The organism is Streptomyces cavernae, from assembly GCF_004023625.1.
Classification (GTDB): Bacteria; Actinomycetota; Actinomycetes; order Streptomycetales; family Streptomycetaceae; genus Streptomyces; species Streptomyces cavernae.
Window position 1 is genome coordinate 224,088 of the sequence record NZ_ML137710.1, and the last position, 19,554, is coordinate 243,641.

19 protein-coding genes and 3 pseudogenes are annotated in these 19,554 nt (G+C 70.0%); 10 read left to right on the forward strand and 12 right to left on the reverse strand.

Annotated elements, in window-relative coordinates:
- Positions 1-3: 3 nt before the first annotated feature.
- The 3 genes from EF387_RS04580 to EF387_RS04590 all read right to left on the reverse strand — a co-directional run bounded on the left by EF387_RS04580 (position 4) and on the right by EF387_RS04590 (position 2,933).
- Positions 4-552, reverse strand: coding sequence for a hypothetical protein (locus EF387_RS04580; RefSeq protein ID WP_238431329.1), 549 nt, complete (start codon positions 550-552; stop codon positions 4-6).
- Positions 553-874: 322 nt separating this feature from the next.
- Positions 875-2,125 carry a DUF418 domain-containing protein gene (locus EF387_RS04585; protein ID WP_128375164.1) on the reverse strand — a complete coding sequence of 417 codons (1,251 nt, stop codon included), beginning with the start codon at positions 2,123-2,125 and terminating at the stop codon, positions 875-877.
- Positions 2,126-2,744: 619 nt separating this feature from the next.
- Positions 2,745-2,933 carry a hypothetical protein gene (locus tag EF387_RS04590; RefSeq protein WP_128375165.1) on the reverse strand — a complete coding sequence of 63 codons (189 nt, stop codon included), beginning with the start codon at positions 2,931-2,933 and terminating at the stop codon, positions 2,745-2,747.
- Positions 2,934-3,004: 71 nt separating this feature from the next.
- Here EF387_RS04590 and EF387_RS04595 point away from each other — a divergent pair, with 71 nt between their 5' ends.
- Both EF387_RS04595 and EF387_RS49680 read left to right on the forward strand, forming a co-directional pair.
- On the forward strand, positions 3,005-3,319 hold the full coding sequence (locus EF387_RS04595) for a transposase (RefSeq protein ID WP_238431338.1): 315 nt from the start codon (positions 3,005-3,007) through the stop codon (positions 3,317-3,319).
- Positions 3,309-3,557: pseudogene (locus EF387_RS49680) on the forward strand (transposase); the annotation flags it as partial. The gene EF387_RS04595 and the pseudogene EF387_RS49680, both read left to right, overlap by 11 nt.
- Positions 3,558-3,611: 54 nt before the next feature.
- On the opposite strand, the pseudogene EF387_RS49940 reads toward EF387_RS49680, so the two are convergent.
- From EF387_RS49940 to EF387_RS04615, 4 genes and pseudogenes are all read right to left on the reverse strand, one after another.
- Positions 3,612-4,607 (reverse strand): annotated as a pseudogene (locus EF387_RS49940) (IS30 family transposase); the annotation flags it as partial.
- A gap of 179 nt (positions 4,608-4,786) precedes the next feature.
- Positions 4,787-5,092: a hypothetical protein gene (locus EF387_RS04610; RefSeq protein ID WP_128375169.1), complete on the reverse strand. Its 306-nt coding sequence runs from the start codon at positions 5,090-5,092 to the stop codon at positions 4,787-4,789.
- Positions 5,093-5,228: 136 nt separating this feature from the next.
- Positions 5,229-5,393 carry a hypothetical protein gene (locus tag EF387_RS46560; protein WP_155589733.1) on the reverse strand — a complete coding sequence of 55 codons (165 nt, stop codon included), beginning with the start codon at positions 5,391-5,393 and terminating at the stop codon, positions 5,229-5,231.
- Between the two features lie 291 nt (positions 5,394-5,684).
- Positions 5,685-6,551, reverse strand: a complete 867-nt coding sequence (locus EF387_RS04615) for a LysR family transcriptional regulator (protein WP_128375170.1) — start codon at positions 6,549-6,551, stop codon at positions 5,685-5,687.
- Between the two features lie 201 nt (positions 6,552-6,752).
- Between EF387_RS04615 and EF387_RS04620 the strand changes: the two genes are divergently transcribed.
- The 4 genes from EF387_RS04620 (at position 6,753) to EF387_RS04635 (ending at position 10,507) form a co-directional block, all read left to right on the forward strand.
- A complete protein-coding gene (locus tag EF387_RS04620; protein ID WP_128375171.1) occupies positions 6,753-8,198 on the forward strand; it encodes an amidohydrolase family protein in 1,446 nt (481 codons plus the stop codon).
- A 2-nt stretch (positions 8,199-8,200) separates the two neighbouring features.
- Positions 8,201-9,193: a fumarylacetoacetate hydrolase family protein gene (locus EF387_RS04625; RefSeq protein WP_128375172.1), complete on the forward strand. Its 993-nt coding sequence runs from the start codon at positions 8,201-8,203 to the stop codon at positions 9,191-9,193.
- Complete coding sequence (locus tag EF387_RS04630) at positions 9,190-10,134, forward strand: MBL fold metallo-hydrolase (protein ID WP_128375173.1); 945 nt, start codon at positions 9,190-9,192, stop codon at positions 10,132-10,134. The genes EF387_RS04625 and EF387_RS04630 overlap by 4 nt, the downstream gene beginning before the upstream one ends.
- Positions 10,135-10,195: 61 nt before the next feature.
- The gene (locus EF387_RS04635) at positions 10,196-10,507 is read left to right on the forward strand and encodes a CoA-transferase (protein ID WP_476691246.1); all 312 of its coding nucleotides are present in this window, start codon (positions 10,196-10,198) and stop codon (positions 10,505-10,507) included.
- 215 nt (positions 10,508-10,722) lie between these two features.
- On the opposite strand, the pseudogene EF387_RS04645 reads toward EF387_RS04635, so the two are convergent.
- Together EF387_RS04645 and EF387_RS04650 are read right to left on the reverse strand one after the other, a co-directional pair.
- Positions 10,723-11,220, reverse strand: a pseudogene (locus EF387_RS04645) (transposase); the annotation flags it as partial.
- Positions 11,172-11,783: a TetR/AcrR family transcriptional regulator gene (locus tag EF387_RS04650; protein ID WP_128375174.1), complete on the reverse strand. Its 612-nt coding sequence runs from the start codon at positions 11,781-11,783 to the stop codon at positions 11,172-11,174. The gene EF387_RS04650 and the pseudogene EF387_RS04645, both read right to left, overlap by 49 nt.
- A 93-nt stretch (positions 11,784-11,876) precedes the next feature.
- On the opposite strand from EF387_RS04650, the gene EF387_RS04655 reads away from it, so the two are divergent.
- Complete coding sequence (locus tag EF387_RS04655; RefSeq protein WP_128375175.1) at positions 11,877-12,854, forward strand: aldo/keto reductase; 978 nt, start codon at positions 11,877-11,879, stop codon at positions 12,852-12,854.
- 820 nt (positions 12,855-13,674) lie between these two features.
- Here EF387_RS04655 and EF387_RS04660 read toward each other — a convergent pair.
- The 3 genes from EF387_RS04660 to EF387_RS04670 are packed head-to-tail and all read right to left on the reverse strand — an operon-like array spanning position 13,675 to position 16,764.
- On the reverse strand, positions 13,675-14,628 hold the full coding sequence (locus EF387_RS04660) for an isocitrate lyase/PEP mutase family protein (RefSeq protein WP_128375176.1): 954 nt from the start codon (positions 14,626-14,628) through the stop codon (positions 13,675-13,677).
- Positions 14,625-15,899, reverse strand: coding sequence for a cytochrome P450 (locus EF387_RS04665; RefSeq protein WP_128375177.1), 1,275 nt, complete (start codon positions 15,897-15,899; stop codon positions 14,625-14,627). The genes EF387_RS04660 and EF387_RS04665 overlap by 4 nt, the downstream gene beginning before the upstream one ends.
- A gap of 10 nt (positions 15,900-15,909) precedes the next feature.
- The gene (locus tag EF387_RS04670; RefSeq protein ID WP_128375178.1) at positions 15,910-16,764 is read right to left on the reverse strand and encodes an SDR family NAD(P)-dependent oxidoreductase; all 855 of its coding nucleotides are present in this window, start codon (positions 16,762-16,764) and stop codon (positions 15,910-15,912) included.
- A 128-nt stretch (positions 16,765-16,892) separates the two neighbouring features.
- Here EF387_RS04670 and EF387_RS04675 point away from each other — a divergent pair, with 128 nt between their 5' ends.
- The 3 genes from EF387_RS04675 to EF387_RS04685 all read left to right on the forward strand — a co-directional run bounded on the left by EF387_RS04675 (position 16,893) and on the right by EF387_RS04685 (position 19,530).
- On the forward strand, positions 16,893-17,849 hold the full coding sequence (locus EF387_RS04675) for a LysR family transcriptional regulator (protein ID WP_162467077.1): 957 nt from the start codon (positions 16,893-16,895) through the stop codon (positions 17,847-17,849).
- Positions 17,850-17,977: 128 nt separating this feature from the next.
- Positions 17,978-18,298: a 2Fe-2S iron-sulfur cluster-binding protein gene (locus tag EF387_RS04680; RefSeq protein WP_238431330.1), complete on the forward strand. Its 321-nt coding sequence runs from the start codon at positions 17,978-17,980 to the stop codon at positions 18,296-18,298.
- Positions 18,295-19,530 (forward strand): NAD(P)/FAD-dependent oxidoreductase, encoded by a 1,236-nt coding sequence (locus tag EF387_RS04685; RefSeq protein ID WP_128375181.1) that lies wholly within the window; start codon positions 18,295-18,297, stop codon positions 19,528-19,530. Before EF387_RS04680 ends, EF387_RS04685 begins: the two co-directional genes overlap by 4 nt.
- Positions 19,531-19,554: the final 24 nt, after the last annotated feature.

Sequence of the window (19,554 nt, forward strand, 5' to 3'; positions counted from 1 at the left end):
CTTTCAATTGCCACTCCAGCGTGAGGATCGCTGCGGCGCTGGACGACAATCGGTTCGGGCTGCGCCGTGCTCTGCGGAAGATGCGCCAGGACTTGAGTGAGCGTTTGATTCAGCTCGTTCCCCCTGCAGCATGCCGATGGCGCCCGGCAGCACCACCAGCAGCACAGTGACGACGACGCTGAGGCCGACATCCCCTGGCCCAACCTTCGACCAGGCGACCTGTTCGACAAGGTTGGCCGCGGTTTGCACGACGGTGGCGAGTGCCAAGGCGGCCACGGCGAGGCGGGTGTCCTGCACCTGGCGGCCTACCGCATAGGCGAGCATCACGCTCACCGGCCAGAGAAGATCCGACAGGGTCGTGCTCGGCCATATCAACGGCACTGCCGCGAGGCCGGTCCCGGCCAGCAGTGAGGTGATCGGCCAGGTGAATCGGCAGAGCAGGGCGACCGCGGCGGCCAGCAGGCCGATCGCTGTCGCGGGCTGCCCGGGCACGTTGACGACGCCGGTGACGATCGCCGTGGCGGGCAGGAACAACCACCACGCCGGCAGCAACCTGCCCTGTCGTGCCGGGTGCTGCTAGGTCGTCACCGCCTCGGCGGTGACGATACCTGGGCGAGTTTTGCGTGGCCTGTCACGGCACCTCCACGACGACGGCGGTGGCCGGCGAGCCGGGCGGTCGCCCGACCGGTGAGCGCAGCCGCGTCCGGGCCGAGTCGGCCGGGGTCACCAGCCACAGCAGTGCAGCGGTGACGACCGGTAGGCCGTGATCGGCGCCGACCGTACCGGAGGACAGGGGCCATGGTCACCGTATCCGGGCTCGGCCAGGGCCGACCTCGTTCGGGCGAAGGGTGGGCGCCCCCTGACACATCGCTTTTTACCGGACGAACTTGGCCAGTTTGGTGGTGCTGTTGAGCAGGTATTCCAGCGGTCCGCGGCTGAAGAAGCGCGACCAGACGGTGGCGAACAGGATGGCCCCGGCGATGAACCCGAGCAGCGACACAAAGGTGCCGGTGGCGCCGTCGGGCAGCATGGTGTAGGCGGCGACGTGGGCGACGTAGAGCGTCAGGGACATGGTGCCCACGGCGATGAGCGGGCTCGCCAGCCGGCGCAGCCATGCCAGCCGGGCCATGGCCACGGTCGCGCAGACGAGCACGGTGATCGCCACGCCGAGGCCGCCGATGATCTCGAAGGTTGTACCGCTGTGCGGCTCGGATCCCAGCAGCGACAGGGCCTTGTTCGAGGTGTCCGCAAGCTTGTTGTGGATGGCGTCGAAGGTGGATTCGACGGACTGCGGATTCAGGTTCGCGAAGATGTCCTTCATTTCGGCCTTGCCTGCCTGAATGGGCGGGTACAGCCTTGCCGTCAGCCAGGCGGTGCCGTATCCGAGCGCCATCAGCGCGGGGCCGAGCGCGGCCAGTCGCCGTTGCACCGCGCCGGAGGCCAGGTCGAGCCGGGCCAGTGCCATGCCGGCGATCACGAACGGCATCCAGGTGATCGCGGGGTAATAACCGTCGAGCAGCAGGCCCAGCAGTCCGTCGCCGCCGAGCCGGGCGATCGGGTCGTACGCGTCGATGCTCTTCGCCGTCGCCTCCCCCAGCAGCCACTTCAGGCCGAACGCCGCCTGCGGCCCAACGACCGCGAGCACGGCCGCGATGATCGCGAGGGTCCTGGCCCGCAGTCGTATCAGGGGCAGTGCCAGCAGGAAGTACACCCCGTAGAAGGCGAGAATGACCACGATTCCGGTCTTGAGCATCGTCAGCGCGGTGCCCAGTACCAGCAGGACCAGGGCACGGATCACGATCCGGACCCTCGCCTGCCGGCCGGCCAGGCCGGTCTTCGGCTCCCGACGGCCGGCGATCAGCATCAGCGAGAACCCGGCCAGGGTGGCGAACAGGATCGACGACCGGCCCTCGGTCAGTCCCAGCAGCCGGCCGCCGAAGCCACCCACGTCCTCGGCAGGTGGGGCGACGTGGACCGCGAACATGCCGAACACCGCCAGCGCGCGGGCCACGTCCACCCCGACCAACCGCCCCACCGACGGCTGCTCTTCGACCACGTAGGCGGGCTCAGCCGGTGCCCCGTGCCGCGGGGGTGGCGTCTCGTGCGAGATCTCTGTCTGAGTCATGCGCCCAACGTCGCCGGTCCGGACGCCCTGACGCGTCTGCCGAGTTTCCGGACCACGCCCGCCGAACGGCAGAGGACGCCGAGCCGATCGACCAACCAGAAGCGACTTCGGCGCTGCGGTCTTGACTCGCGGTCGCTGTCGCGGACGGTGCGGGCGGCCGACGTCGCCTGGCGTTTGTGGCGTTCATGTGGACGGGACGATCCAGCATTCGTGTGCGGTCAGCACGCAGCAGATCGGCTCGACGCCGCCGATGCGGCCCCTGTGCTCGTCGATGAACGCCACGAGCATGTGTGTGACCGGTCGAGCTCAGAGATGCTCCTATGTCAAGCAGCCCGGGCAAGTGCCAACCTGGCGCTGGCTGTTGTGCTGGTTGCCCGGCTGGCCGAAGCACGGTCTGTTCGTCGAGGTGTAGGCGGTGAAGACGGCATCCGAGAGGCGTCGCCGCAGCAGGCGGAGACGGCGATTGGGGTCTTGCGGCGCTCCTGGACCTTGTCGACGTAGGCTTTGCCGGGGCCGAGTCCGCGGACTGGGTAATGGCGATCATGTGGAGTGCGGTGTTGACGGTGCGGTTGCCGACTCGGTTGAGCCGGACCTTGCCGTGGCGGTCGCCCCCAGAACCTCACCGGGCCGTACTCATCGTGGGCATTGACACGAAGAAGGACGCCGCAGCCTTGCGGATCTCGTTCGCCCGCTTCAGCTCCGTGTTCTCCCTCTTCAGCCGCTTCAGCCGCTTCAGCCGCTTCAGCCGCTTCAGCTTGGCGGAGTCCTCCTGAGAGTGCGGGATGTGGCGTTCCGTCGGTCTTGTCATCGCTCGACGGTGTGACGTCGGGGCATTGCTGCCGGTCAGGCGTTCGGAGTTCCTGGGGTTGTGGCATGGACATGTGCACGTACTCGAGCGGTCTCACCGACGTGCAGTGGGTGCTTGTGGAGCCCGTGATCACGGCAGGGAAGGCCCGGCATCCGTCTGTCAGCGGCCATCAGGGGAAGTACGCGATGCGCGAGATCGTGAACGCGACCCTCTACCAGAACCGCACGGGTTGTCGGTGGGAGTTCCCGCCCCACGGGTTGTCAGTGGGAGTTCCCGCCCCACGGCATGCCCCTGCCCGGAGCGGTGAAGTACTACTTCCACCTCTGGCGCGACGACGGCATCGACCAGGACATCCACGGCCTGCCGCATCGGCAGATGCGGGATGAACGGAAACGGTTAGCCGACCCGAGCCTGGTGGTCCTGGACACGCAGAGCCTCCCCGCCTCCGCCGGCGTCCCGGCCGCGATGACGGGCCGGGACGCCGCGAAGAAGGGCCCGGGCAGGACGAGATGCCTGGCCGTGGACGTGTCGGGCCTCGTCATCGACTGCGTCGTCCTGCCCGCCTCCGCCCACGACAACGCCGCCGGCATCGCCCTGCTGGACGGTGTCGCCGGGCAGTGCGACACGGTGGAGAAGGCCCTGGTCGACCAGGGCTTCAAGAAGAAGGTCGTCGACACTCTCAGTGGCCGTGCTGGCGCTCCTGTGGGTGGCCATCTCTGCGCCCTGGTCCCAGGGGAGAGCGCGGACCAGGTGTTCGGGCAGCGGCCGGACGGTATCCACCAGGGCGTCCCGGACGTGTTCGGCGCTGCGGCCGTCGGGCAGGTGCAGGAGCATCACGCAGCGGGTGGCGCGTTCGACGAGGGTGCCGATCGACGAAGCGCCGTCCTTGCCGATGATCAGGTCGCCCTCCCCGTGGCCGGGGACGGCCCGGTCTTCGGCCTCGGCGGGACGTTCGCTGATCATGCCCAGGGGGCCCGGCGGCGGGGCTGCAGGCTGCGGGTCTGCCGCTGGGGCTTGCGGCGGGTCCGTCCCGAGCGCAGTGCGCGGGCCGGCTCACGGCGCAGTTCCCCGCGGCCCTGGACGTAGAGGGCCTGGTAGACCGTCTCGTGGACCACATGCATCTCCGGCGGTCGGGAAACTGTGCCTTCTAGAGCGTGGCATATCTGTTCCGGGCTCCGCCGGCGGTCCAGGCCGGCCCGGACGAAGACCCGCGGCTCGGGGTTCCGGTGGATCTTCCGGGGCTTGGGGCGGGGGCGGCGGCTCTCCGCACGGGCTTGAGCGGTGTAGGGCCGGTAGTGCCACTGGGCGGTGGTGCCCGTGGTGCGGTTGCGGCGGATCTTGCGGCTGACGGTCGACGGGCTGCGGTCCAGCTCAACGGCGATGGCCCTGACCGGCGCTTTCTCCCGTATCTGGTCGGCGATGCAGATCCGCTCGTCCTGGCTCAGGCATCGCGACGAAGAAACGGCCGACGGCACCACCGGACGAACCGGTGATGCCGCCTTGTTCCCGGCCGGACGGTCTGCGTCCGTTGCGCCGGCGCCTGCCGGCCTTCGAGTTCACCCTGACGATTCGGCCCGCGTCCTCGTTGTTCACACCCTGCTGCGTGAGCGGGAAGTATGCAGCTCGCTCAGCAGAGAGCTTCTTGCGGCCCTGAGGGCTCCGTACCTTCCGGATCTCGAAGTCCCTCGCATCCCCTGAGCTGGGGTGTTGAGACGACCACCAGAACGGAAGGTGTGGGCGACGCAGGGGCCTTCAGCCCGCGACGGTCGGGCCGGCTCGTGCACGGCCTCGTCGGGGCCGGCCAGGGCGGGGGCGGTCGTGGAGGCTTCGTCGATGGCGTTCTGGAGTGCGTCTCAGTCTTTTTTCATGCCCGCGAGGACTTCAGTCGCGGCCTTCTGGTAGTCCCTCTTACTGAGGCCGTCGCACTCGGCGGGCTTCAAGGCCTCGGAGTCCGCATCGGGGTTCGCATCGAGTACGGCCTTCATGGCCTTCGTACAGGCCTTCAGGTCTTCGGCGCCGGCGGCTGCCGGTGTGGCGCCGGCGGTGGTCGGGGTGCTGCTGGACTTGCTCGGCTTGCTGGTGCTCTCGGAGCTTCCGCAGCCGGTGGTGAAGGCCGTGAGGGCGAGCAGTACGACGCAGGCGGCTGTGCGAGTGCGCATGGTGCCTCCAAGGACGTTGTGTTGTCGATGGGAGCATGTATGGTCCGCACACCCTGACGCGTCTGCCGAACTTCCAGACCTGCCCCCGCCGAACGGCAGAGGACGTCGAGCCGATCGGCCATCACCGTCGATGGGGTCAGTGGGACTGAACGAGGGTTCCCTTCAGTACCTGGGTGAGGAGCGAGCGGAGGGCTTTTTCGGTGACCGGTTGTGGGTTGGCGTAGGGATGGGCCTGTGCCTGTGCGGTGATCTCGTCGATGTCGCGCTCCGTCAGGCCGAGTTCGGCGGAGCGGGCCGACATGGCGGTCGGCAGCTTCTCTGAACTAGCGCCGCGTTGGGTTCGTGGCGATCCCCGGCCGCACACGGTGCAGCAGGTTTGCCAATATCCGTGGACAGACCCGCAGAGTCGGCCGTAATTGGGTATCGACCGGGCGGCAGCCACGCTCTCGCCCCGCGATGGAGCGCGGCCCCGGCGCGAGATTCAGCAGTGGGGCAGCCGCGCCGACGGCGCCGAACGTCCAGGCTGGTGGCGGGTGATCACCGCGGAGGTCAGGACGTTGGATCCCTGCGCCCCGCGGATCTTCTGGTCGGCCTACCGGACTCTGCCGAGAAGGCGGGTCGCGTGGCGGACGGCGGCGATGGCGTGCCGGTCGTCGGTGGCGCGGGTGGCGACGGCGATCTCCACGGGCGGTCCGTCGAGCGGGACGAACCGGACGTCCGGGTGGGGGTAGAAGCGGCCGGCGGCTGCGGCGTGCAGGGCTATGCGGCCGGTTGTCGCCACGGCTGACGGTATGGCGGCGGGGTGGCGCAGGGCGCCGCGGCTGTGGGACCCGTCGGAGGCGGGGCCGGACCATGCTTCGAGCGCGGGATGGGCGAGGGCGGTAGGCAGCCACGGGCTGTCACCGAGGTCGGCCTCGGTCAGACGGTCGGCGTCGGCGAGAGGGGAGCGCGCGGGGACGACCACGACCCGGGGCATGGTCATGGCGTGCTCGAAGACCAGCCCGTCGACGGGGCCGACGTACTGGACGATGCCCACGTCGACCCGGTGGCTGCGGACCGCTTCGTACTGGTCGGCCAGGTCCAGTTCGGCGTAGGAGAAGGCGATCCCGGGATCGTGGCCGTGCACCGCCGCAGTCAGGTCCGTCCAGCGTTCGGCGAGTCCGAATCCCAGGACGCCCAGCGTGAGGAGCTTTTCGTCGGTGGTGCGGCGGCGGTGGTGTTCGGTGAGGGAGTCCACGGTGTCGAGCAGAGTCCGGGCTTCGGCGATCAGCCGCTCTCCATCAGGGGTGAGGGCCACCCGTCGGCTGGTGCGTTCGAAGAGCTTGGTGCCCAGTTCCCGTTCCAGCCGCTGGATGTGGCGGCCGAAGGGCTGGGGGCTGATGTAGTGCCGCTGCGCGGCCCTGCCGAAGTGCAGTTCCTCCGCCAGGGTCACCGCGTAGCGGAGCGCCCGGATGTCCATGCCTGTGCCTCCGTGCCTCCCGCTCCGTACCGCCCGCACTGCCGGTGCTTCCGTCTATGCCAGAGGAGGCCGGGCCGTCAATCCCTCGGTCACGGCCGGTTCACAACCGTTTCGGCTGATGATCCCCGGCTTCCTCCTCTGGTGAGGTGAGTCCACGGGAGGCACTGCCTCTGTGGCTCGGATGACGAAGGAGTCATCATCATGGCTCGGTATCGCGTTGTGCTGCGCGGCGGCACCGTCCTCACCATGGATCCGCATCTGGGGAGCCTGCCCCGAGGTGACGTGCTGATCGAGGACGGTGTGATCGCCGCTGTGGCACCGGACCTCTCCGTCGAGGAGGCGGAGACGGTGGACGTCACGGGGCACATCGTGGCACCCGGCATGATCGACACACACCGGCACACCTGGCAGACGCAGCTGCGCGCCCTGTGCGCCGACTGGACCCTGGCGGACTACCTGTTCGGCATCCGGCTCGGCGTCTCACCGGCCTACCTCGCCGAGGACGTCCACCTGGGCAATCACCTCGGCGCCCTGGACGCACTGAATTCCGGCGTCACCACGATCCTGGACTTCTCGCACTGCAACAACACGCCCGAGCACGCCGACGCCGCGATCACCGGGCTGCGGGACGCGGGAATCCGCGCGGTGTTCGGCTACGGCTTCTTCGAGTCGAACCCGCTCCAGCCGCCGCACTTCACCGACCACGCCTCGCGCCTGGCGGACTTCCGTCGCGTCGCCGACGCCCATTTCCCGAGCCGGGACGCGCTGCTGACCCTCGGCGTGGCGCTCACCGAGTACGGCACGCGGCCGTTCGACACCACCCGCGCCGAGATCGCCGCCGCCCGCGAACACGACGCGCTGATCGTCACGCACACCGGCTGCGTGTGGTCACTGCCGAGCGGCGTGCGCGAATTCGCCGCGGCGGGCCTGCTCGGACCGGACCAGGTCCACGTGCACTGCAACACCCTCACCGACGAGGAGTGGCGCCTGCTGGCCGACCACGGCGCCAAGCTGTCGATCTCGGTGGAGACCGAACTCAACATGGGCATGGGCCGCCCCGCCTTCGCAGCCGCCCGCCGGCACGGCATCAAACCGACCCTGTCCTGCGACATCGTCTCCCTCAACACCGGCGACCTGTTCACCCAGACCCGCATGGGCCTGGCCTTCCAACGCTGGGCCGACACCGAGAACCTCAACCTCGCAGGCGCGGACCCCACCACGGTGACCATCACTGCGCAGGAGGCACTGGCCTGGACCACCGTCAATGCGGCCGAGGCGATCGGACTCGATCACCGGATCGGCAGCCTCACCCCCGGCAAGCAGGCCGACATCATCGTGACCGGCGGGCCCGGCATGTCCCAGCACCCGCATCTCGACCCTGCCGGCACCCTCGTCTTCCAGACCACCCCCGCCGATGTCCGCCACGTCCTGGTCGCCGGTCGCTTCGTCAAGCGCGACGGCCGACTCACCGGCACTGATCTTCCGGCCCTGCTCGCACGGGCGGACGCCTCGGCCGAAACAGTCCTCGGCCGGCTCGCCGGCGCCGGGCGCCCCCTGCCCGGCACCCCGCCGGAAGCATGGGGCTTCATTGCCAGCATGTCGCCGGAACTCCAGGCGGCTCCGGAACACCAGCCGCCCGGGAGGTGATCATGCGCTTCGTCACCTACACCGAGAACGACGGCGACATCGACAGCGACGGCGGCGACCGTGTCGGCGTACTCGGCGCCGACGGCCTCGTCCACGCGCTGCCAGCCGGTATTCGTCTCATCGACCTGCTCGACGACCCGCAGCGGTTGCGCGACGCCGCGGACGACGCGCTGCGCGATCCCCGTGCCGTGCACCCCTACGCCTCGCTCAGGCTGCGGGCGCCGATTCCCCAGCCGCCGACCGTGCGGGATTTCATGACCTTCGAGAGTCACGTCGAGGGCGTGGCCAGACTGGGCGGACCGGAGGCAGGCCCGCCCGAGCAGTGGTACGAGGCTCCGGCCTTCTACTTCACCAACCCCTATGCCATCCAGGGCCCGCAGGAGGATGTGCGCATCCCGCCGGGCTGCACGCGCTTCGACTTCGAACTGGAGGTCGCCGCCGTGATCGGTCGAGGCGGCCGGGACCTGAGCGTCGACGAGGCAGAGTCCCACATCGCCGGATACGTGCTGATGAACGACTGGTCCGCGCGCGACCTGCAGTTCACGGAGATGCAGGTCCGCCTCGGCCCCGCGAAGGGCAAGGACAGCGCCACCACGCTCGGCCCGGTGTTCGTCACCCCCGACGAACTGGAGCCCTACCGCGCGGGCAACGCCTACGGCCTGCGGATGACGGCGGCCGTCAACGGCACCGTCGTGGGCGAGGACGTGTGGAGCAACATGGCCTTCAGCTACGCCCAGATGATCGCCTACGCCTCGCGGGGCACCGAGGTCCGCACCGGCGACATCCTCGGTTCCGGGACCTGCGGCGGCGGCTGCCTGGCCGAACTGTGGGGACGCCACGGACTCGACGCCCACCCACCCCTGGCCCCGGGCGACACCGTCACCCTCAGCGTCGAGCACCTGGGCACCCAGACCTGCCGCGTGACCGAGCCTGCCGAGCGCCCCGTCGGCGACCTGCGGGCCACCTCGCACCCGCACCACGGAGGCCGCCCATGACCCCCGCACTGAGCCCGCCACCGGACACCGCGGGCACCGCCCACGCCGTGGCCCCCGGCGTGTACGCCTGGATCCAGCAGGACGGTTCCTGGTGGATCAACAATGCCGGGTTCGTGATCACCGACGACCACACCGTCCTCATTGACACCTGCGCCACCGAGAACCGCACACGGGGCCTGCTGGGCGCCGTCGGCCGGGCGGCACCGGGCACACCGATCCGCTACCTGGTCAACACCCACCTGCACGGCGACCACACCCACGGCAACAGCCTGCTGCCCCGCACCACGGTGGTCATCGCGCACCAAGCCACCCGTGAAGGCATCCTGACCGACACCGTCATCGACGGCTGCCCGCCGATCTGGCAGCCCGTGCCCGACTGGGGCGCGGTCACCCGGCGCGCCCCGGACCTCACCATCCGCACAGCGCTCACCCTGCACAGCGACAGCCATCCCATCGAACTCCACCACCCCGGCCACCCCGCGCACACCAGCGGCGACCTGATCGCCTGGCTCCCCGAACAACGCGTGCTGTTCGCCGGGGACCTGCTCTTCCACCGTGTCACCCCACTGGTGTTCATGGGCTCCCTGGACGGCGCCCTGCGCTCGCTGGACTGGATCGCCTCCTTCGCACGCGGGCACGTGGTGCCGGGCCACGGCCCCGTCATCGACGCACACGCCCTGCCGATGGTGCTCGACCAGCACCGTGCGTACTACCGGCTCGTACACACCACCGCCCAGACCGGCCTGCGCGACGGCCTCACACCCCTGCAAGCGGCGCGCACCTGCCGCCTCGGCCCATTCGCCGACCTGCCCGACGCAGAACGCATCGTCCTCAACCTGCACCGCGCCTACGCCGACACCACCGGCCACCCCTTCGACCTGCCCCAAGCATTCGCCGACGCGATCACCTACAACTCCGGCCCCCTGCACACCCAGGTCTGATCGGCGTCGGCCTGCCCCACGAAGCGCGCAATCGCCCCGCCACCACCTGCAAAGGCTCCACGTGAACAAAGTCCGTGACACCGCCGCCGAGGCGGTCGCCGACATCCCCGACGGTGCCTCACTGGCCGTCGGCGGCTTCGGCCTCAGCGGCGTCCCCGACGTCCTCATCCGCGCCCTCTGCACACAAGGCGCGGGCGGGCTGCGGGTCGTCTCCAACAACTGTGGCGTGGACGGCCGCGGCCTCGGTGTCCTGCTCGCCGCCGGCCGGACCGGCGTACTGAACCTGTGGGCACACACGCCGACGGCGCCGCCGCGTCGTACGCCTCGTTGTCCGCCACACACGAGGAGCGGTTTCTGCTGGGCGCCGGCGTGAGCCACGCCCATCGCGTCGACGCCTTGGAACCCGGCCGCTACCGTCGGCCGCCGGCCGCGATGACGGCGTTCCTCGACGGGCTGGACACGGCAGACGAGCCGGTGCCGTCCGAGGGCCGGGCGCTCGCCGCACTCGGCCCCAAGATGCTGGAGGTGGTGGCGAAGCGGGCCCGGGGCGTGTACCCCTACCTCGTCACCCCCGAGCACACGCGGCGGGCCCGCGAGGCCGTGGGCGACGGAGGGCTCGTGCTCCCGGAACAGGCGGTCGTCCTCGCCGCGGACGCGGACGGGGGCGACTGGCCGGACCAGCGGGATGAGTGCCTGGCTGTCGTGGAGGTTGGCGGCGGAGATGCCGATCGACAGAGGCAGGCCCTGGCGGTCGACGATGAGGGTGGGTTTTCGATCCCTTCTTGCCTCGGTCGGTCGGATTCGGTCCCATCAGCTGCCCCCTTCGAGGGTCCGGACGGTCACCGAGCCGATCGCGCACCGTGACCAGTCCAGCTCACCTCTGGCACCGAGTTCATCCAGGACCAGGCGGTGAAGCTTGGCCCACACCCTGGCCTCGGTCCATTCGGTGAACCGGCGGAAGGCCGTCACGCCCGACAGCCCGAAGCCTGGGCGACGAGGAGACCGGCCCCGCGTGGCGTCCTTTTCGGGCCGGACGGTCAGCGCTCCTCGTCGAGTGGCGCCTGGGCTGTGGGGAAGAGGCGTTGGACGGCCGCTACGACGGCGGCGCGCCGGGACGACAGGTATGCCGCCCGTTCCTGCGGGGGGATCCCGGCGGTGAGGTGGGGCTGGTTGGCCCAGGAGGTGGCGATCTGGTTGACGAGAACGAGGACGTCGACCGGATCCCAGTCGGGGGCGAGTTGCCCGGCTTCCTGCGCGGCGCGCAGTTGCTCGGTCTTGTGAGCCATGGCCTGGCAGATGGGGTCGTCGTCCGCGGTGTCGTCCGGGCCGAGTTCCAACTGGCCCCAGGCCACCAGCCGGTGCTGCTCGGGATGGGCGGTGAAGTAGTCGTGGATGCGGCCCGCGTAGCCGGGCAGGTCCGCAGGGTCCATGCGGGTGGCCTCCGCGATCGCGGTGAGTTCACGGCCGGAGGCGAAGCGGTAGAGCTCCTCCTTGCCGCGGAAGTAGGCGTAGACACGCTCCTTGCTGGTCTTCGCGGCCTTGGCGATGCGCTCAATGCGGGCGCCGGCGATTCCGTGCCGGGCGAACTCGGCCGTGGCCGCGGCGACGATTCGGTCGCGGGTGGAGTCGGCGCCGGTGGAGGAGATCATGCCTCAATCGTACCAAACCGTTCGGTTTGACTCGATGCCGAGCCTGACCTACGGTCAAACCAGACAGTTTGGTTTGGCGATGAGGAGTGCGTCATGGAGTACAGGACACTCGGCAACCAGGGCCTTGAGGTCTCAGCGGTCGGCTACGGAGCCATGGGCCTGACCATGGCCTATGGCCCCACCGACGAGCAGGCGGGCGTCGCCGCCATCCAGCACGCCCACGACCTGGGCGTCACCTTCTTCGACACCGCCGAGGCCTACGGCATGGGCACCGGCTCCAACGAGATCCTGCTCGGCGAGGCGGTCAGGGACTTCCGCGACGAGGTGGTGCTGGCTACCAAGTTCGGCATCGACATGACCTCCTCCACCGGCGCCCGCAACAGCCGCCCCGACAACATCCGCAAGGTCGCCGACAACAGCCTGCGCTACCTCGGTACCGACCGCATCGACGTCTTCTACCAGCACCGCGTCGACCCGGATGTACCGATCGAGGACGTCGCCGGGGCCGTCAAGGAGCTGATCGACGCGGGCAAGGTGAAGTACTTCGGCCTGAGCGAGGCGGGACCGCAGACCATCCGCCGCGCACACGCCGTGCAGCCCGTCTCCGTCCTGCAGACCGAGTACAGCCTCTTCTCCCGCGAGGTCGAGGAGCTCTTCCCGGTCCTGGACGACCTCGGCATCGGCTTGGCCGCCTACTCGCCGCTCGGCCGCGGCTTCATCACCGGCAGCGCCAAGCCCGCCAGCGAGTACGACCCCACCGACTACCGCAACCACGACCCGCGCTGGCTGCCCGGCAACTTCGAGAAGAACATGGAGGCCGTGGGCCGGCTCGGTGAGCTCGCCAAGGCGAAGGGCATCGCCGTCTCGCAGCTGGCCCTGGCCTGGCTGCTCGCCCAGGGCGAGCACATCGTGCCCATCCCCGGCACCCGCAGTGCTGCCCGCATCGAGGAGAACGCCGGAGCGGCCGACGTCACTCTCACCGAGGCCGACCTCGCGCAGATCCGGGAGATCCTGCCCCACGGCGGCTTCGGCGCCCGCTACCCCGACCAGGCCATGCCCACCTGGGTCTGACCCGCCCCGCGGGCCAGGACACCGGTCCCACCGGCCGGGACCGTCATCGTGCGGTCCCGGCCGGTGGCCGTCCGTCCTCGCCCGCGTCGTCCTCGCCGGCGTCCGGGTCTCGGAGGGAACTGCAGCAGGTGCAGGGTCTTGAAGATCCGGCCGTGGTGGGCGAATGCGTCGCCCAGGCCGGTCGGGCGGCCGTCCCGCAGAGCATGCGATCAGATCGTGGCCGCGGACCTCGCCGAGCGTCAGGGAGCCGGCCACGCGGAGCATGTCGCCCCCGTGGGCGCGGAACGCCGCCGTCGCGGCCCAGCAGTGCGTCCATGAGTCGCGCAGGGTGCCGGGCACGACGACGCCGCCCAGGCCCATCCCTGGTCGTTGACGACGTTCAGCCAGATCGCGCCCTTCTGCCGCAGGGCGAAGTACCGGGGACTGTAGCCCGCGTGGATCGTCTGGACGGGCACGCCTGCTGGACAACGCCGAGGTTCTGCCTGTGCTGGCTGGGCCGCACCTCGATCACCTGAACTCCTTGGTGGGTTACCGCTGATGGGGGTTCCGGAATCGCCGTTCGAGGCGGAATCGGGCGTGCCGTGTGGGCTCGTCGGTCGACCAGTCGAAGGTCCGCCTGCGGGGGCCCCTGAGCAGGCCGACCCGGTCCGGGGTGATCCTGGCGTGCCGGGTGGCCGGGAAGTCACGGATCTGGGCGCGGTCGGGTGGCCGTTCCGGTGAATGCCGTGGCAGTTGAGGTCGGCGACGGTCTCGGGTCGTTCCTCACACGTTCGAGGGCAGCCAGGCGCCCCGGCCGGCGGCGCGGGGCGCCTGGCGCCTCTCACTGGTCGGAGTGCAGCGAGCCTTCGTAGTCCGGCCGCTGGTGAGGAGGCAGGAAGGTCTCCTCGACGTGCCGGATCGTCGCGTAGGACGGACGGGCGAGCTCGCCGAAGGCCAGGTGGTACCGCGTCCCCTTCAACGCCTCGATGCGCTCGTTGTACTCGTCCATCCAGGCCGGCTCGCCACGGTCCTTGCCGTCGAGCAGAGCGCGCCATACCTCGTGCACGCCCGGCTGGATGAAGGGGAAGACCGTGATGGCCTGCCCCATCGCGGACATCTGCTCGACCGTGGGTGCGGGCCGCGCGGACGGGCTGGTCAGCACGAACGCCCGGCCGTTGGTCTCCCGCAGCGCCTGCCGAGCCTGGTCCCAGGACTGCAGGCCCTCGTAGAAGACGACGTCGGCGCCGGTCTCGGCGAGGTAGAGATTGCCGCGCCGGACGGCCTCCTTGAGGCTGCCGCCCGCGGCGCCGTACCCGTCGGTGCGGGCCACGATGACGAAGTCGGGGTCCAGCGCGTCGCGCACCTCGCACGCCGCGCGGAGCCGGCCAATGGCCTCGTCGTCGTCGGCCAGCCGGATGCCCTTGGTGCCGCCGGCCTTCTTCGGCTCGGCCTGGTCCTCCAGGTGCACCCCGGCCACGCCCAGCCGGATGAACTCCTCGATGGTGCGCTGTACGTTGATCGCGCTGCCGTAGCCGGTGTCCGCGTCGCAGAAGATCGGCAGGTCGGTCGCACGCACGAACTTGGCGGCGTGGGCGAGTACCTCGGTCTGGGTGAGCAGCCCCACGTCGGTGAAACCGTCCCACCAGGCGCTGAACCCGCCGGAGAGCCAGAATGCCTCGTACCCGGCGGCCTGCGCCATCTGGGCGTGCAGGGGCACCGTGCCCATGGGCAGGACGGTGGTGGTGGGCCGCTCGAAGAGCTCGCGCAGCCGGGTGGTGCTCCTCGGCGCGCTCACGCTGCGTGCTCGGCGGTGGCGCGGGGGCCCAGCTGCACGTGCAGGGAGGACACCCCGTTGATCACGTGGTCGACGATCCAGTCGGGCTTGTCGGCGTCGACGACGTGGAAGTCGGGAAAGGCCGCGAAGAACTTCTCGAACATGACCATGAGCTCCAGCCGGGCCAGATGCCGGCCGAGGCAGCGGTGGATGCCGTCGCCGAAGGACAGGTACGGATTGGGGTTGCGGGTGATGTCGAAGGCATCGGGGTCGTGGAACACCGCCTCGTCCCGGTTGGCCGAGGAGATGAACGGCACGACCCAGTCCCCGGCCTTGATGGTCTTCCCGCCGAGCTGGTGGTCCGCGCGGGCGACCCGCATCCGCGAGCGTGCCGGGGTGACCCACCGCAGGACCTCGTCGACCGCCGACCCCATGAGGCTCGGGTCTGCCTGTAGCAGGGCGAGCTGGTCACGGTTCTGGTGGAACAGCCACAGGCCGACAGCGGCGGCGTTTCGGGTGGTCTCCAGGCCGCCCACGATGATCGTGTTCACCCACGCGGATATCTCGGAGTCGTCGAGGTGCGCCCCTTCCACCTCGAGTCCGGCCAGCACCGAGATGAAGTCGTCCGCGGGCTCGGCGCGCCGCTGGGCGGTCATCTCCCGGGCGAAGTCGATGAGTTCGTGCCGGGCCTGCAGCGAGGTCTCCTCGGGTGTCTGGCCCTCGATGGCGTAGTGCGGATCGGCGGGGGCGAAGCTGCGCCAGACCAGGAGCCTGATGCGTTCCCAGTGCTCGGGTGGCACGCCGAGGAAGCCGAGCACCACGAACATCGGGACGTCGCCGGCCAGCTCCTGCACGAACTCCGTCTCGCCCTTGGCCGCGATGCGGTCGATGAGGTGGTCGACGGTCGACTCGACGCTCTGCCGCATCCGGCCGATCTGGGGGACGGAGAAGAACTTGTTGACCGGGGCCCGGAAGAGGGTGTGCCGCGGGGGGTCCATCAGCGCCAGGCTCGCGTGCAGCCCGAGGTCGGCGTACTGCTGAGATGTCAGCCGCTGGACGGTCCTGGGGAGCCGCATGTCGCGGGAGATGCTGTAGTTCACCCGGTCGGCGAACAGCTGCTTGCACTCGTCGTACCGGGACAGCGCCCAGAAGCCGTGGCCGTAGGTCACCGCCGGCGTCCAGTGGACGGGGTCCTCATCACGGAGCCGTTTGAACGCTGCTCGGGGCTCGCCGTCGCGGTACCAGTTCGGGTCGGCGAGACCCTCGTCGATGTCGTCCCATGTCGTGGACATCGGTGTCCTCTCAGCTCGCTGGTTCGGTGCTTGGGGTGTCGCGGAAACCGCCGGTCAGGTCGGCCAGCCGCTGTTCCTGCCACCGGGCGGGCACGGGCTGGGTCAGGCAGTAGCGGTCGTCGGCCAGCACGGCCTGGAAGACGCGCTCGCCGACCTCGTCGGGGTCGGCGACGGTCTGGTCCAGGTGCGCATCGACCGCGGAGACCCAAGGGGTGACCGTCCGAGCCGACGAACGGTCCGCCTCGGCCCGGAGTCGCTCGCTGGTGGCGATGCGGGTGGCGACGGCACCCGGGAAGACGACCGTGACGCCGATGTCGTGACCCTGGTCGGCAAGTTCGGCGCGCAGGACGTTGGAAATGCCCTCCAGCGCGTACTTGGACCCGGTGTACATGGAGTGGCCCTTGACGTCGTTCAGGGCGGCGGTGGAGGCGATGTTGACGACGTGCCGCCGGCCGGTCTGCTCCAGCATGCGGGGCAGGAAGGCGCGCAGACCGTTGACGACGCCGAAGTAGTTGACCTCCATCATCCAGCGGAAGTCCTCCTCGGACCCGTGCCACAGCGCCCGCATCGGTCGCATGGTCACCCCGGCGTTGTTGACCAGGACGTCGACCCGTCCTTCCTCGGCGTAGACAGCGTCGGCCAACGACTGCACAGCCCGGGCGTCGGTGACGTCGACCTGCGCCGCTCGGGCCGACCCGCCGTCCGCGCGTAGCTCGCCCGCCACCTCCTCGGCCGCCTCACCCTCCACATCGGTGACCACGACGGACGCACCACGCCGGGCAAAAGCGGCGGCGATGCCCCGACCGATGCCGCCCCCGGCCCCGGTGACGACCACCACGGACCCCGACGGCTTGAAGCTGCTCACGATCGACCCACCACTTTCCGTCTCCTGCGCGCCGTCCGGTGCATGGACAGGACGTTAGGAGAGAGCGACGATGATGGGAAATGCATTCTGCAGGGCATATGGATGCGCTTGAGTTATCAGGAGGACATGTGCAGACCGCCATGCTGGGCCACCACCCGGTGGATCTGGTCAAGATCCGGCACTTCGTCGCCGTGGCCCAGCTGGCGAGCTTCGCGCGCGCGGCTGAGCGACTGCACATCTCACAACCGGCGCTGAGTCGCAGCATCCAGTCCTTGGAGCGGACCTACTCCGTGCGGCTGCTGGACCGTGACCGCAGTGGTGTGGCGCTGACCTCGGCCGGGCGCCTGCTCCTGCCCAAGGCGCTCGACCTGCTTGCCAACGCCGAGTCCCTGGGACTGGAGATCGAGGCCATCGCCCGTGGTGTGGTGGGGACCCTGTCCTTCGGGATCGGTGGGGGAGCCTCGGGAACGCTGGTCCCCGAGGTGCTCGCCGACCTGCTGCCCACTTTCCCCCAGCTGCAGGTGTCGGTGACTGTGGGCAGTTACGAGACCCTGGCGAGCCGGCTCGCTGCGGCGGCCGACGAGTTCTTCCTCAGCCGTGCCGCCAACTGGTCCCCGCAGGACGCCAGCGAGGTGGAGGTCATCGGTCGGGGGAGCCCGATGCTCTTCGTCCGGCCCGGGCACCCGCTGCTTGCCGAGGAGTCCGTGCCGCTGAGGGCCTTGGCCGACTACCGGTTGCTGGCCACCACGGAGTGGAACGCCATGGTCGATGCCCTGCCCCACCGCCGCGAGCGGGATCTGATGCGGGCCCGGGTGGTGCTGGACGAGCTGTCGGTGATGGTGGCGGTCACGCACCGCTCGGACCTGGTCATGGTCTCCTCCAGCGTGCCCGACACCGGCGGCCTCGTCCCCCTGCGGGTCAGGGGAAACTTCCTGGCGTCACCGCTGCTCAAGCGGGAGGCGGGAATCTTCACCCTACCCAATCGCAGCCTGTCCCCGGCGGCCACGGCGGCCGTCGAGCTGCTCCGGTCCCGCGCGGGCCTCTTCATGCAGCCGGTGTCCGACCGCATCGAGGCCCCGCGGTGACCCCGACTGATGCCTGGTATGCATCAGTTTCATAGTCAAGATGCAATGGCCGGATCAGCGTCTGCTTCGTACCGTGCGTGATGTCGGTGGCATCCGATCATCGACTCGGACGAGCGGAAGGATCCGTCGTGGGTCGCATCACGTTCATCGACAGCGGGCAGGCCGAGCGGCCCGCCGACTTCTCCCCCGGGGAGTCGGTGATGACCGCAGCGGTCAACAACAACGTCGCCGGCATCGACGGCGAGTGCGGCGGCGAGCTCAGCTGTGCCACGTGCCATGTCTATCTGCCGGAGTCCCTGGCTGCCCTGGTCCCGCCGCCCTCGGCCGACGAGCTGGAGATGCTCGAGGTCGTCGACGAACGACAGGCCGGTAGCAGGCTCGGGTGCCAGGTCCGGCTCGTCGACTCCATGGACGGCATGGTGGTCGTCGTGGCGGGTGAGGGATCGTGACCACAACGTACGACGTGGTGGTCGTCGGCGCCGGGCATGCGGGGGTCGCGGTGGTGAGCGCCCTGGCCAAGGCAGGCTTCGCCGGGAGCGTCGCCGTCCTCGGCGACGAGCCCGTCCTGCCTTACGAGCGCCCGCCGCTGTCCAAGGAGTACCTGACCGACGGCGGCGCAGCGCCGCTGCTCCGCACCGAGGCGTTCTGGTCCACCGACAGCGTCCAGCTCGAACTCGGTGCCCAGGTGACCACGGTGGACCCGGCGGCGAAGCTGGTTCATGTCGCCGACGGCCGCACCTTCGGCTACCGGAAGCTGGTGTGGGCCACCGGCGCCGACGCGCGTGCTCTGCGCGTGCCGGGCGCGACCGCCGACAACCTGCACAGCATCCGCAGGCTGTCCGACGTCGACCGGCTCCGCCGTCATCTGACCGCCCGCGGGCGGGCGGTCATCATCGGCGGGGGCTACATCGGTCTGGAGACGGCAGCCGTCCTGACCGGGCTGGGGCACCAGGTGACCGTGGTGGAGGCGGTGGACCGGGTGCTCGCCCGGGTCACCGGACCGGTCGTCTCCCGTTTCTACCAGCAGTTGCACGAGCGCCACGGCGTCCGCATCGTGCTCGGTGAGACCGTCGCCGGCATCGCGACCCGCGCCGGCCGCGCCCATGGGGTGCACCTGGGCAGTGGTGAGCTTCTGCCGGCCGACGTCGTGATCGTCGGCGTGGGCGCGGTCCCGGCCGTCGAGGTGCTTCAGGATGCGGGCGCCGCCGGCGACGGCGGGCTGCTCGTCGACGACCTCTGCCGTACCACCCTGCCCGACGTCCACGCCATCGGGGACTGCGCCCTGCAGGTCAATCGGTTCAGCACCTCGGCGGCCCCGGTCCGCCTGGAGTCGGTGTCGAACGCCAACCACCAGGCGAAGGTGACTGCCGCCCACCTTGTCGGCGCACCGCCGCCGGTCCCTGCCGTGCCGTGGTTCTGGTCGAACCAGTACGACGTCAAGCTGCAGACCGCCGGTCTGTTCGCCGGCCACGACGAGGTCGTCACCCGCGGGGAACCGGACAGCGGTCGGTTCTCGGTGCTCTACCTCGCTCGGGGCCGGCTCCTCGCCGCTGACTGTGTCAACGTGCCTGCGGACTTCGCGGGTGCCAGGCGGGTCATCGGCGAGCGAGAGCGGCTCGACACCGAGCTCGCCGCGGATCCGGGGACGCCGTTGAAGACAGCGGTCCTGGCTCACGCCTAGCCGTAGGCGACGCATTTAACTGGC